The following is a 13561-nucleotide window of genomic DNA, read 5'->3' as shown; positions in this document are numbered from 1 at the left end:
TATAGTGAATATTCTGCTGTGATTATAGTTAAAAATAGGGTTTAATTAGGGTAAACTTGTAGTTCATTGATTTATAGAAGAAATAGCTTTAATATAAATCACTGAAATTCATAAAAAATAATTTAACCATCACTCAAATTTATACATATTATATCCACATTTATAATAAAAATTACTTAGTCAATACTTATTTCGTCTAAAATGGCAACCGATTGGAAATGTGTGGTTAAACTAAAAGGTACATTTTTTCTTATTCTTAAGGATTCATGTATTTCACTCCCTCTCTTCTGAACTTTTAGTTTGCCACCATTTCCGTCACCCTCTTTTTTATATTTTTTGTTGCTCTCTATTCGCTCTAAAGCGATACAAAACACCTGCTCCCAAGGTCAAAATCGCATGAAAACTTTTTTAAAATACCTCACGGTATTTGTCGTACTGCTTTTGCTTGCAGTATTGATTTTTTTATTCCGTACAACTGCGTCTAAAAAAATTCAAACCTCAAATAATGAACCTGTTGTCGATGCCGTTTTAGTTGGTGGTGGCATTATGAGTGCGACTTTAGGCACTTATCTCACCGAACTGGAACCAAACTGGCAAATCCGCATGTACGAACGACTCGATCAAGTTGCTCAAGAAAGCTCGAATGGCTTTAACAATGCAGGCACAGGTCACTCTGGCTTTATGGAAATGAACTATACCTCTGAGAAAGACGGTAAGATGGACATTACCAAAGCGGTAAAAGTGGCTGAACAGTTTGAAGTTGCAAAACAATTCTGGTCTTACCAAGTTAAACAAGGCGTTTTAGGCGAACCAACAAGCTTTATTAACCCTGTTCCGCACATTGCTTTTGTCTGGGGCGACAACGTTAATTTCCTAGAAAAACGTTATGCAGCAATGGTTCAAAACCCAATGTTCTACGGCATGAAATTTTCAGAAAATCCTGCTGAAATTAAACAATGGGCGCCATTGGTCATGAATGGTCGTGATGCTTCGCAAAAAGTTGCAGCAACGCGTATGGACGTTGGTTCAGACGTCAACTATGGTTCAATTACCACACAATTGGTTAATCACCTGAATAAGCAATCCAACTTCAAATTAGAAACCTCAACAGAAGTCACGGGCATTAGCCAAAATGATGACAAAACTTGGACGGTTTCTTTCAAGAATTTGAAAACAGATGCCACCAACCATGTGAAAACGCGCTTCGTGTTTATTGGTGCGGGCGGTGCTGCAATTAAATTATTGCAGATGACTGATCTTCCCGAATCTAAGCAATATGCAGGTTTCCCTGTGGGTGGCGTGTTCTTGATGACCGACAACCCTAAAGTGACTGCTGGTCATACCGCTAAAGTGTATGGTCGTGCTGAACTCGGTGCTCCGCCAATGTCTGTTCCACATATTGATACGCGTTATATTGACGGTAAAAAATATGTGTTGTTTGGACCATTTGCGACTTATTCAAATAAGTTCTTGAAGCAAGGTTCTCAACTAGATTTAATAAAATCGACCACCAAAAACAATGTCTTACCAATGACCGCTGTCGGTCTGGAAAATCTGGACTTGGTGAAATATTTAGTGAGTCAGGTCATGATGACGAATGAAGATCGTTTTAATGAACTGAAAAAATACTATCCAGATGCAAAACCTGAAGATTGGCGTTTAAACCACGGCGGTCAACGTGTACAAATCATCAAAAAAGAAGATGGCAAACCAGCCAAACTTCAATTTGGTACAGAAATCTTCGCTTCTAAAGATGGTGCTGTAACGGCCCTACTTGGTGCATCACCTGGTGCTTCGACTTCACCCTACATCATGTTGAGTTTGCTTGAAAAAGCCTTCCCGCAACAAGTACAAGGTGAATGGAATCCGAAATTACATGAAATTGTAAAATCGTACCAACAAGAGTTAAGCACAAACCCTGTGTTACTTGACCAAGTACGTCAATACACCAGCCAAACTTTAGGACTGAAATATACTCCTATGGCGCAAGCAGCCAATGATTCAACAGCTGCTCTAAGCAAAGCGCAATAATTTCAGCTTTATCAGAGGGATGAACTACGGTTCATCCTTTTGTTTTTCATATTATTCCTATCTTTATTTATGTCTTTTCTCCACTCTGAAGCCTTTATTGCCTTCCGTTGTCGTGATTTCTCTTTGCTTAGCCTCAATCAACTTTGTTTGGTCCTTGCGGTGGTGATGCAGGAAGTCGCCATTGGTTTTGCACTTTATCAAATAACCCAAGATCCGCTCAGTTTAGGCTTCATTGCAGTCGTCGAACTGCTGCCTTTTATTGGCTTGTCATTTTTGGGCGGGCATTGGGCAGATCGATATAACCGTCAAAAGCTGCTGCAATGGAGCTTTAGTTTGAGTAGCAGCATTCCGCTGTTACTGATTGTGGTTTTTTATGCTTTCCAGACCCAACAGATTGAGCAAAACACGCTACTCTGCTTGGTTTATTTTCTTATTTTTTGCTTAGGCATTTTGCGCGGAATATACAGCCCTGCATTTAATTCAATACGCCCTTTTTTAATCGCTCGACAAGCAGAAAACAATGCCTCCACTTGGACCACTTCGATCTGGCAATTTGGGGCCATTGTTGCTCCGCTATGTGCTGGATTATTACTGAGCCATGTGGGACTTGTTGAAACGCTAGGTGTCGTCTTTCTGTTGAGTTGTATTGGCAGCCTTGCTGTTTGGCAATTGAGTCCACGTAGTTTTCCCATCTCGGTACACAACCAAGTTTTGCAAAGTTTAAAACATGCTTTTGGATTTATGCTGCAACAGCGCTTAATGTTTTGGAGCATGTTATTAGATCTTTTTACAGCCTTATTTTGTAGTGTCATCGTGCTGCTTCCGATCATCGCTCACGATGTACTGCATTTAGGCGCCGAAGGCTTAAGCTTACTAAGAGCAGCACCAGCTATCGGCACGGCTCTCATGATGTGTGTATTACTGCATTTTACGCCAACTCAAAATGCTTGGCGCAATATGTTACTTGCCAGTATAGGAATCGCAATCACGACATTTGTATTTGCCTTATCGACATCACTTTGGCTATGTATCGCCCTGCTTATGCTCATTGGCGCTTTGGACAGCATCAGTATGGTGATTCGCCAGAGTTTGTTACAGCAACTTCCTCCTCAAGACTTACATGGTCGTGTTGCGGCACTCAATGGCATATTGGTCACTACAGGCAATCAATTGGGTGCGTTAAACAGCAGTATGGCATCACGTTATTTTTCCATTACCCCTGCATTACTCATCGGAGGCAGTCTATGTTTAAGTCTGTGTCTTTTCAGCTTTTTTCGTACCCGAGATTTACTCAAAACACCATCAAGTTATGAGAAATATACAATACTTACAACAGAAAAATAGAAGCTTACACAGAATATGCCTATGCTTATTTCATGCGTAATGAGTTTAGATAAGGATTGATTTTTATGGCAAAAACAACCGAATTGACCCATCGACTTTATACGCTCATTTATTTTGTGATCATCTTTGTCATCTTGGCGTATTGTGTGCTGAACGCCATGTATACGGTGATTATTGGGGGCACCACTTTCTATCTCTTTGCCAGTTTTATACTGGTTCTACAGTGTATTTTTGCCTTGCGAACTTCGCTGGATAGTCGCATTTACGCCAGTTTAGGACTGGTATTGCTCATTGTAGGATTGTTATATACCCACGGGCTGGATTTTTTGAGTCATTTAAAAGCGATTGTTCTGATTCCAGCGCTCATGCTGACCCTATTTGGTCTTGATAGTTTATATAAATATCCAACTCGCTTGATGCTCTTGAAAATAGGACTCGTGATGGGGCTACTGCTGCTGGCTTATAGCCAATATTATGAGTTGGTTGAACTACAAAACTACTATAACTCGCTGCACAATGGTGAAACGTGGCAGCAATTTGGAGCGTTATAAATGATGATTTAAAAAAATTAAAGTCTTGATATATAAACTTTAAAAATAAAAGCAATAAACTTAAATAATATATTATAAAAAACCGCCCTGAGGCTGTTTTTAAATTAGTCTAAAATTGCAGACCAAAGCGAGTAAAAAGCTTGAATATCCGATTCAAGGAACTCATCACTTTCAGCATCATAAACAAAAGATTTTTCTTCTAATAAATATTCGCCATCTTGTTCAATCAAATATTTTTTTAAGAAAGTTTTAAAGTTATTTGCTCGATCAGGGAAAACTTGTTCTCCATCAAAAAAGATCATAACAACCTCTAACTTACTAGATCAGGTATGATTCTAAAAAATTTATTGAGGTTTATCAACATAAGATAATTTATTGATAAATACATCACTGTTTTTAAAGAAAAACAATTTTGTATCTTCCCACAATACCCCCCTTAATCTGCGAGAGAATGAGCAACCCTATCTGACTAAAGTCAAATAATTTTACATTTAATCAATTTATGTATCTTTATTTTCAAATAATGTGATTCATTTTGCATTTTATAAAATTCTATTTAAAATATAGAAAGGGATATTCCATGAGGTTCTATGCTATGAATTTCGATGTATTCTTTTCTGCTAAAGACCGTACAGAAGCAATTGATACCGCTAAACAAATGGTCTTTTTACCTGAAAATTGTTATTTCCTTGAAAATACAACACCAAGTATAAGTTTTTATCAAAATCATGATAATGAAATTTTCGCTAAAGTTATTGTTTCTTATCAAAATTGTGTGACAGAACTGATTACCGACAAACCCTTTACACTCAAGTTTCATGATAATGGTGTACATCAATTTTGGGAGTACGTTGATACTGGGACTAAAGAAACTTGGTTAATGTAATGTGACTTAAACAACAACATAGAACTATAAAATAAAAGGGAACTGTACTCATAGCAGTTTCCTTTTTTATGAGCCTATAGAAATTTTTCGTATATAGTATTTCTCTAAATAAGCGCAAATCAAGAAATTGTAGCTCTTCTATCTACCTACATCTTGCTTGACTCTGAATGCTCTTAGAAATTATAGACGACTACTCTAAGACTTAAATATCTTATATTGATTATGATAATAATTATCATTACAATTCATAAAAACATTCATCCCCTTTTCACTTGCATAACTTGGATGTTTGAAGTGGCAAAGGTTATATATGGATTCGAAGACGCCCAGAAACTCATGGTTCAGTGATCAATTTCACTTACACCAATCCACCTTGTTATCTTGGTTTAAGCACAAACTACAACATCACCATCAGTCCGAAGATTTAAGTCAGGAAGTCTTCTATCGCGCGTTAAAAAGCCAATATCAGTATGAAAAGATTAAAGAACCGCAAGCATGGTTTATGGGGATTGCTAAACATGTGATCATTGATTACTGGCGGCGGCAGCATATTGAGCGACTGTATTTAGAGGCATTGGCTCAACTTCCAGAAGAAGCCCACCCTTCCGTAGAACATGAGATGTGTATCCGCGAGACTTTATTGCAATTACATATCGTATTAGATCAATTACCCACGCGGACTGCGCAAGTCTTCTTACTGTCCCAGCTTGATGGTCTAACTTATAAAGAAATCAGTCAAAAATTTAACATTTCAGAAGCCACAGTAAAAAGAGAGATGAAACACGCCTTTTTAGCCTGCCTAATTCTCTCGTACCCATAAATGAGCACAGATTCATCATGCCCCCTTCTTTAAAAATCTCAGATGAGATACTCGATACTGCGGCAGACTGGATGGTTCTACTGCACTCTGGAGATATGTCCAATCAAGCACAGCTTGAATTTGAACAATGGAAAACCCAAAGCCCTGAACATGCTTTAGCCATACAACATCTGGAACAATTCACACAAGGTTTGAGCCAACTTCCAACGCAGATTCATCCCCAAACTTTGGTGGATTCTAATCAGAAATTTAAGACTGCTGTGAAACGGAACCTTATGCTGAGTCTTTCGGGTCTGGTGCTGTTAGGCAGTAGCTTGAGCCTATTGCCATGGGATAAGTGGCAATGCGATTTGCATACCCAAGTCGGGGAAATTCAAAATTTTAATCTAGATGATGGTTCTCAACTGGTTTTAGCCAGTGATAGTTATGTCGACATTGAATATACCGCGCACACGCGACGGATCAAACTGATCGAAGGTGAAATCTTTATTCGAACGGCAAAGGATATTGAGCATCGTCCTTTCTTAGTAAAAACCCAATCTGGTTTGGTTGAGGCACTCGGAACCGAATTTACAGTCCAGCAGGAGAAAAATAAATCTACCCACGTCGAGGTCTTTCAACATGCGGTGGCAATTCATCCCTATAAAAATGCCCAAGCGAAAATTCTTAAACAAGGGTTATCGGCAAATTTTAATAATCATGAGATTTCATCTTCGCAACCGCTCCAGAATCAACAACCCTATTGGACTCAACATTTGTTAGTCGTTGATAACTGGCCGCTAGACAAAGTCCTGAATGAACTTTATCGCTATCAACATGGTATTTACCATTTGGAGGATGACTTAAAGAAACTACCTGTTTCGGGCGTATTTTCACTAACCCACCCACACAACAGCATTGAAACACTGGCGTATACCCATGCTCTTGACCTGCAAAAATACGGTCCATACTTACTCAATATCAAAAAAATTCAAAAAAAATGAGCTGTTTTTCTGAGTAATTCGACTTAGAGAGAAATAGCTGCTCATATGAGAAAAATACATGAAGGACAATCAGGTTAAAAACACGTTAGCAATTGCTATACGTGCAGTGTTATTGGGGATTCCATTGATGGCGGGTAGCCTTGCCAGTACCGCTGTTTATGCTGTGACGACCTATCCAGTCAATATCACCCAACTCCCTTTGGATGAAGCACTTAAACAACTTGCGATTCAAACGGGAACCACCATTAGTTATGACGCCATAACCCTTTCTAATTTGCAGGGTAAAGCCCTCAAAGGAAATTACGCAGTCGATCAGGCATTGACAACTTTATTACAGCCTCATGCACTGGTGGCAGTTCAAGTGACCAACGGTGGCTATAGCATTCAAGCCAATCCGCAAACACCGAAAGAAACCCGCATTATAAAATTAGAGACAATCCAAACCCAAGCGCACTCAACCAATAGTTTAAGTCAGGCTCAAATGCTTGAGGATGCAAACACTACCCATCTGCCGACCATTGCATTGAAAGCGCAATCCAACACCCTTATCACTGAAAATTCAGGAACCTATAAGGCTGAAGCGAGTACAGCCGCAACGGGTTTAGCCTTATCGATAAAACAGACACCTCAATTGGTCAGCGTCATTACCCGTCAGCAAATGGAGGATCAGCATCTAACACAATTGACGGATGTTGTGTCACAGGCGGCAGGTTTAAGCATTAATCAGAGTGGTAATATTGGCAGTGACAACTCCCCCATTTATGCGCGAGGACAAGCTGTAGACAGTTACTTGCTGGATGGCGTCAAACTTCTTAGTTCTTATTCCAGTATTTTCCAAAGCCAAGATACCGCCCTGTTTGACCGTGTTGAAATTGTCCGCGGTGCAAATGGATTAATGACGGGTGCGGGAACAGCAAGTGCCAGTATTAATATGGTCCGCAAAAAACCATTACAAGATTTCAAAGCCTCCGTCAGTAGCAGCCTAGGCTCATGGGATACTTATCGTGCAGACGTAGATGTGTCCTCTCCACTAAATGATGCAGGTACGGTGCGTGGTCGAGCAGTACTGGCATATCAAACGGGGGATTCCTATATTGATCGCTACAGTGAAGATCGTGAAATTGCCTATGGCGTGATAGAGGCTGACATAAGCCCAAATACCAAAGCTAGCTTTGGTGCTAGTTTTCAACAAATTGATATTACTGGCATTGCCCGCGGTGGTCTGCCCTCCTTTTATAGTGATGGCAGCTTGATAGATTGGTCACGCTCAGATTCTGCTGCGGCTAGTTGGACTTATTCTGACCGCACCACCACTGCCTACTTTGCCGATATTGAACACCACTTGAATGATCGCTGGACCCTTAAAGGTACAATTTCTCGAACCGAAACCGCTTCAGATGAAGTGGTTGGATATACCTATTCCCGCTCAGGCATAGATAAAGTTACAGGTGCTGGTGCAATGCTGTATGCAACACGCTGGGATTATAAACCTATCCAAAACTTGTTTAACCTCACCCTAAACGGAAGTTTTGATCTGTTTAATCAAACCCATGACGTATTCTTGGGCACCACCTATACCAAAAGTGAAAATAAGCGACCAACCTATTCGGGATGGAATAATGCTTATACATGGGATAGCGATTTGGACAACATTTTTACTTGGGATGGCACCACACCAAATCGCCCTGAAACCATGATTGATGGCTGGTATAGCAATGATGAAACCAGCCAATCTGTATTTGGTGCAATTCGCCTTAAACTTACCGATCCGCTTGCAATTATTTTAGGGACACGTGTCGAAAACTGGGAACGCATAGACGGCGACTATTCTTCATCTGACCAAACCACCACCTACGCGAAACGTCAAGAAAATGGAGAAGTCATTCCCTACTTCGGTATTACCTATGATTTTAATGAGCACTGGACAGGATATGCAAGTTATACCAATATTTTCTCCCCCCAAGACAAGAAAACCAGTGCTGGAGGATATATTGAGCCTTTAGTCGGAAATAGTACTGAGCTTGGCATTAAGGCAGACTTTTTTGATCACCAATTGAATTTTGGAGCTGCGATTTATCAAACCCAAGAAGACAATAAAGCCATCGCAATCACCAATGTTTATGCCCCTGATGGATCTCAAGCCTACCGCACAGAATCTGGCACTGAAAGTCGTGGGTTTGAATTGGAAACCACAGGTAAATTGACTGATGTGTGGTTAGTGTCAGCCAGTTTTACTCGTAATCTATCTGAAGATAATCAGGGAAATAATCTCAACAGTAATATTCCCAACAATACTGCCAAATTATTTAGCACTTATACTCTGCCTTATCTCAATGAAGCCCTAACCCTTGGTTGTGGTCTGCGTTGGCAAAGCGATATTTACTCGGACAATGCCGGACCTACCAAAGTGAAGTTTACACAGGACAGTTATGCTATCGTAGACTTAATGGCACGCTATAAAGTGAATGAAAATTTATTGCTGAACTTTAAATTAAATAATCTGTTTAATGAGAAATATCACCTATCGACCACCAATAGCTATTATGGAGCACCGACCAACTTTAATGTGGGCGTTCGCTATCAATGGTAGGTATTCATCATTTTGAAATGAGATGACTGAGTCAAATTAAACTCAAATGCTCTATGGAATAAATTGGATAGGTCTATTCTGTAGAGCTTTGTAATATTGATCTAAGCGATTCGCAATAAGAATAAAGCGGTTTTCTTGACTATTTCCTTATCAGAAAATATATCTAAGCCCCCTCAACACGGATATAAAATCCACTAAGTCGCTTCGTTAATTGAATGCAATGGTTTGTACTTTTGAATTAATAGACTGTACACCTAACATATCAGCATGTACTTCAACTATACGATCCTCTACTTTACTAGTAGATCATGTTGGATATTTCGATTGTGTAAGTTTTTTTCTTAAGTGCTTTATTACCAACCGCTTTATACAACTGAGCAATTTTTTTTCGATGCATTTTTGATTATCAAGGATGAGATCTAAGAGTATCTTAAGTGTTGTATCGAACATCTTCTTGTCGTTAGCTGGCTCTGATGCTGCGTAATCTGCAGTTTTACACCAGATGTTTTGTTTTACGTAGTCGCAATAAAAAGCCCCTTCGTTATGAATAGGGCTAATATGCTGGGTATTTAGTTCAGATTTGTTGAGTATAAATAGTTTGGTTATGCAAGTTTATACATTTCCTTGTATATTTTTTGCTGCTCTAGGAATTTCTGATATGCCATTTGCACTATATGAGGCACTTTTAAGGTGAGAAATTCATTGGTTACTGGAATATCAACGCTAGGATTTACATAGGTTAGATGCGGCTCAATCGTTTTAAATTTTTTAATTATTTCCAACTTATTGTCTATAGCATATTGAATATCTTCTTTCCTAAAAAATGAAGCTTTAAAGCGAGGATCCTCAACAATAACAATATCTAAACCCCAATAATTAACAGGGTTATTCTGAGCATCTCTAATTAAAGGGTGATGAACAGCTAACGCCCATTGTGACAAACTTCTTAATTCATTTGGGTTCAAAAACATTAGTTCAGCATTTTCTAAATATTTATCACTATAGGCGATAATTTTATCTGCAAGCGGATGATGACTCATTTTCATTAACTCCATTTAAATTATTAATTTTTTTCCATTTATAATCAAAATATGAGGTTAAGCCATACCAAATTAGCAAATATACAAGCAAAGTTGCATCCCGATTTTTGGGTAAATTCTATTCAATTTATTACCAATAATCTGTTAAATCACCTACCAACAAGCAGAATCAGACAGCCCCCAAATAAGGCAAATCATTCCCCATAACTCAATCATTGCATCACGATTGTCATAAATAGGTATACCGCCATTGCCACAAGATCATAAAAATCACGATCACGGCTAGACGAGTTGAAGTGAATGAAATTTTAAGGAAACACGATGAATAAAGTTAAATTAAAGCTTGAAGAATACTGATCTCAATTAATTGCTTCGGATATTAGTTTGGTCAACTCGATTGATGTCGCGACCATCCTTGGTTTGAAAACAAATACTCTGTGTATGTGCAAGTTGAGGAAAAGGCGATTTGAAACCTGTGATGACAGGCAATCGCGAAAAATGGTGACTGACGGACATTCGCAATTTAGTGGGTGTATAAAGCCGACAGATAAAATCAATAATCTCAAACCTCCAAATGGAGGTTTTTTATTGCCCATATATCTCAGCCACCGACATTCTCGTCTTTATTAGAAATATTTTGAGTGCTTACATGGATTCTAAAAACAAAAAAGCACTTAGGATTAGTGCACCTAAGTGGTTGTTTTATTTGGTGGGCCCACCCAGACTCGAACTGGGGACCAACGGATTATGAGTCCGCTGCTCTAACCGACTGAGCTATAGGCCCAAATATAAGTTAATGAAATTAAATCAATAACTTGAAGACTGAGCAATACTAGCGATGTTTAATTAAATAAGCAAGTTTTTTGCGGCAGTTGTTTAAATATCTGCTATCTACTTATTTAATAATCGTGAAGTATTTACTACGTTAGCGATTTTAGCGATGTCATAAAAAAGAGTAAAGCGAACATAGACATTTTTTGACCAAACCGAATCAGAATCATCGACTTATTTTTTAGATGATTTTCTTTACAGTCAGCTTTTTTTACTGTTTAGAATAATATGAAGGTTTTATATGCCAAACCCTACTGAAAAAATCAATTCAATCATCAATCTAGTACAGCAGGGCTTGGATCAGATCGAACGAATTACCAGCCTAACTGCTTGTTCAAAGTCGCAGAATCGTAGTAGTCGCCTTGGTAAACAATTTTGTCATTTTTAACACGAACAAAACTGACACCTTCAAAGTTAATAGGCTTGTTTGTTGCAGGTGTATCTTGACTCCATGCACCAGTATTATCCCCAGTAAAGCGCCATTGGAAAGAAATACCATCTTTACTCTCAATTGGCATACTGGTCATTTCCCACTTTAAATTAGGTACAGCATTAATAAATACACTGATCACGTTATCTCGTGCTGCCTCTTGTCCTTTTTGAGGTGTACCTACAGCAGCATCATAAAATACGCCATCTTTAGCAAAATAAGAGGCTGCTTGGTTAGGATTATGTTGATTCCATGCTTTCATATAAGATTCAACCACCTGTTTCGGAGGTACAGCAGCATGTGCAACTGTTACACCTGCCATTACAGGAACTAAAACCAGTGCTTGTAAAATATTTTTCATGTGTCTTCCCTTTTAGAAAAAATATACAAATTGCATGATGATCCCAAATTCATCATGCTAAAAATTAGTCTTCGTATGCACTCATCACGTGTTTAACGCGGGTGTATTCTTCAAATCCGTAGCTAGATAAGTCTTTGCCGTAACCCGACTTTTTAAATCCACCATGTGGCATTTCCGCAGTGAGTGGAATGTGCGCATTGACCCACACCGTACCAAAATCCAAATCACGGCTGAAACGCATGCTGCGACCATGGTCATTTGTCCAAACGCTGGACGCCAGACCAAATTCAACATCATTGGCTTTGTCTAAGGCATCTTCCTCATCTTTAAAAGTTTGGATGGTCACAATCGGTCCAAAAATTTCATTTTGAATGGCTTCATCGTGTTGTTCTAAACCACAGATGATGGTTGGTTCAAAATAGTAGCCCACGTATTGCGTCACTTGTTTTCCACCCGTCACAATTTTGGCATGTGCAGGTAAACGATCTAAAAAGCCTTGAATGTGAACTAACTGTCTTTGGTTGTTTAAAGCACCATACAAAGCGGTTTCATCATCAGGTAAACCGCAGTGGATTTTTTTGGTTTTTTCCAGCATTTTTTCCATAAACGCTTCATAAATGCTTTCTTGAACCAATACACGTGCAGCAGCAGTACAGTCTTGTCCTGCATTAAAGAAGCCCGCAACAGAAATTGCATCTGTGGCTTTTTCAAGATCCGCATCTTCAAACACCAGTACTGGTGCTTTACCACCGAGTTCCAAATGTGCCTTTGCTAAGTTGCTTGCAGCAGAGGCTGCTACTTGGAGTCCTGCACGCACTGAGCCTGTAATTGAGACCATTGCAGGAACAGGATGTGACACCACTTTTGAGCCTGCATCTGCCAGACCTAAAATGACATTGATCGCACCTTTCGGAAAAAACGGGGCTGCAATTTCTGCCAGAAGCAAGGTACTGTTTGGTGTTGTATCACTTGGTTTGAGAACCACCGTATTGCCAGCAGCTAAAGCAGGCGCAATTTTCCAAACCGCCATCATTAATGGATAGTTCCACGGTGCAACTTGCCCAACCACGCCAATCGGCTCACGTCGAATACTGGAAGTAAAGCCTTCTAAGTATTCACCTGTCGATTTACCTTCTAGGCAGCGCGCAGCACCTGCAAAAAAACGAATGTGGTCTGCCGAAGTTTTAATTTCTTCAGCGGCAATCATATGTTTAAGCTGACCCGTTTCTAAACTTTGTACATCAACCAGCTGGTCTGCATGGGTTTCTAGCGCATCTGCGAAAGCCAATAATGCTTTTTGACGCATAGATGGAGTTGAACGTCTCCAGACTTTAAATGCAGCTTTTGCACAATCATATGCATAATCAACATCTTGTTGGGTTGCATTTGGAGATTGAGCATAAATCTGACCATTAACAGGACTAATTAAATCAAAGAATTCGATCCCTGTTGTTTGAATAAATTCACCGTTAATAAAATGTTTTAATTGTTTAACGTGCATTTGAACAGATCCATTCGCCTGTCCTAAATTTTCACCAATATGAAGGTCTGTCATGCAATTTCCTTATTCCGCAATTCAATAAAATATCTTTCTATTCACCACAACTGCTTATGTATTATTTCTATTTTTTCTTGTCAAGGAAAAATATTTTCACATATCTATTGAAATACAATATATATTTCCATTATTATAT

General features: G+C 39.1%; 11 protein-coding genes and 1 tRNA gene. 7 read left to right on the top strand and 5 right to left on the bottom strand.

Annotated features, from left to right (window positions below; all coding sequences use genetic code 11):
• Positions 1-396: 396 nt before the first annotated feature.
• From mqo to ACWQ4X_RS14525, 3 genes are all read left to right on the top strand, one after another.
• Positions 397-2031, top strand: a complete 1635-nt coding sequence (gene mqo, locus ACWQ4X_RS14535; RefSeq protein ID WP_457904129.1) for a malate dehydrogenase (quinone) — start codon at positions 397-399, stop codon at positions 2029-2031.
• 69 nt (positions 2032-2100) lie between these two features.
• Positions 2101-3375: an MFS transporter gene (locus ACWQ4X_RS14530; RefSeq protein WP_457904128.1), complete on the top strand. Its 1275-nt coding sequence runs from the start codon at positions 2101-2103 to the stop codon at positions 3373-3375.
• Positions 3376-3440: 65 nt separating this feature from the next.
• The gene (locus ACWQ4X_RS14525) at positions 3441-3926 is read left to right on the top strand and encodes a hypothetical protein (protein ID WP_457904127.1); all 486 of its coding nucleotides are present in this window, start codon (positions 3441-3443) and stop codon (positions 3924-3926) included.
• A 104-nt stretch (positions 3927-4030) separates the two neighbouring features.
• On the opposite strand, the gene ACWQ4X_RS14520 is transcribed toward ACWQ4X_RS14525, so the two are convergent.
• Positions 4031-4228: a hypothetical protein gene (locus tag ACWQ4X_RS14520; protein ID WP_161932343.1), complete on the bottom strand. Its 198-nt coding sequence runs from the start codon at positions 4226-4228 to the stop codon at positions 4031-4033.
• Positions 4229-4521: 293 nt separating this feature from the next.
• Between ACWQ4X_RS14520 and ACWQ4X_RS14515 the strand changes: the two genes are divergently transcribed.
• The 4 genes from ACWQ4X_RS14515 to ACWQ4X_RS14500 all read left to right on the top strand — a co-directional run bounded on the left by ACWQ4X_RS14515 (position 4522) and on the right by ACWQ4X_RS14500 (position 9205).
• Positions 4522-4812 carry a hypothetical protein gene (locus ACWQ4X_RS14515; protein WP_161932344.1) on the top strand — a complete coding sequence of 97 codons (291 nt, stop codon included), beginning with the start codon at positions 4522-4524 and terminating at the stop codon, positions 4810-4812.
• Between the two features lie 310 nt (positions 4813-5122).
• Complete coding sequence (locus ACWQ4X_RS14510) at positions 5123-5632, top strand: sigma-70 family RNA polymerase sigma factor (RefSeq protein ID WP_457904126.1); 510 nt, start codon at positions 5123-5125, stop codon at positions 5630-5632.
• A 17-nt stretch (positions 5633-5649) separates the two neighbouring features.
• The gene (locus ACWQ4X_RS14505) at positions 5650-6615 is read left to right on the top strand and encodes a FecR domain-containing protein (RefSeq protein WP_457904125.1); all 966 of its coding nucleotides are present in this window, start codon (positions 5650-5652) and stop codon (positions 6613-6615) included.
• Positions 6616-6673: 58 nt separating this feature from the next.
• Positions 6674-9205, top strand: coding sequence for a TonB-dependent siderophore receptor (locus ACWQ4X_RS14500; protein WP_457904124.1), 2532 nt, complete (start codon positions 6674-6676; stop codon positions 9203-9205).
• A gap of 602 nt (positions 9206-9807) precedes the next feature.
• Here ACWQ4X_RS14500 and ACWQ4X_RS14495 read toward each other — a convergent pair.
• The 4 genes from ACWQ4X_RS14495 to ACWQ4X_RS14480 form a co-directional block, all read right to left on the bottom strand.
• A complete protein-coding gene (locus ACWQ4X_RS14495; protein ID WP_457904123.1) occupies positions 9808-10245 on the bottom strand; it encodes a hypothetical protein in 438 nt (145 codons plus the stop codon).
• Positions 10246-10952: 707 nt separating this feature from the next.
• A tRNA-Ile gene (locus tag ACWQ4X_RS14490) sits at positions 10953-11029 on the bottom strand.
• Between the two features lie 361 nt (positions 11030-11390).
• Complete coding sequence (locus tag ACWQ4X_RS14485; RefSeq protein ID WP_457904122.1) at positions 11391-11867, bottom strand: ester cyclase; 477 nt, start codon at positions 11865-11867, stop codon at positions 11391-11393.
• Positions 11868-11931: 64 nt separating this feature from the next.
• Positions 11932-13368, bottom strand: coding sequence for a gamma-aminobutyraldehyde dehydrogenase (locus ACWQ4X_RS14480; protein WP_457904137.1), 1437 nt, complete (start codon positions 13366-13368; stop codon positions 11932-11934).
• Positions 13369-13561: the final 193 nt, after the last annotated feature.

It is taken from the genome of Acinetobacter sp. NigerLNRRAM0016 (genome assembly GCF_054112845.1).
The sequence above is the reverse complement of the archived record's forward strand: the minus strand, read 5'-3'. Positions and strand labels throughout refer to the sequence as shown.

Excerpts from the sequence above, each read along its gene's own strand:
- mqo (WP_457904129.1), top strand. The coding sequence starts at position 397 with ATGAAAACTTTTTTAAAATACCTCACGGTATTTGTCGTACTGCTTTTG.
- ACWQ4X_RS14530 (WP_457904128.1), top strand. The coding sequence starts at position 2,101 with ATGTCTTTTCTCCACTCTGAAGCCTTTATTGCCTTCCGTTGTCGTGAT.
- ACWQ4X_RS14525 (WP_457904127.1), top strand. The coding sequence starts at position 3,441 with ATGGCAAAAACAACCGAATTGACCCATCGACTTTATACGCTCATTTAT.
- ACWQ4X_RS14520 (WP_161932343.1), bottom strand. The coding sequence starts at position 4,228 with ATGATCTTTTTTGATGGAGAACAAGTTTTCCCTGATCGAGCAAATAAC.
- ACWQ4X_RS14515 (WP_161932344.1), top strand. The coding sequence starts at position 4,522 with ATGAATTTCGATGTATTCTTTTCTGCTAAAGACCGTACAGAAGCAATT.
- ACWQ4X_RS14510 (WP_457904126.1), top strand. The coding sequence starts at position 5,123 with ATGGATTCGAAGACGCCCAGAAACTCATGGTTCAGTGATCAATTTCAC.
- ACWQ4X_RS14505 (WP_457904125.1), top strand. The coding sequence starts at position 5,650 with ATGCCCCCTTCTTTAAAAATCTCAGATGAGATACTCGATACTGCGGCA.
- ACWQ4X_RS14500 (WP_457904124.1), top strand. The coding sequence starts at position 6,674 with ATGAAGGACAATCAGGTTAAAAACACGTTAGCAATTGCTATACGTGCA.
- ACWQ4X_RS14495 (WP_457904123.1), bottom strand. The coding sequence starts at position 10,245 with ATGAGTCATCATCCGCTTGCAGATAAAATTATCGCCTATAGTGATAAA.
- ACWQ4X_RS14485 (WP_457904122.1), bottom strand. The coding sequence starts at position 11,867 with ATGAAAAATATTTTACAAGCACTGGTTTTAGTTCCTGTAATGGCAGGT.
- ACWQ4X_RS14480 (WP_457904137.1), bottom strand. The coding sequence starts at position 13,368 with ATGCACGTTAAACAATTAAAACATTTTATTAACGGTGAATTTATTCAA.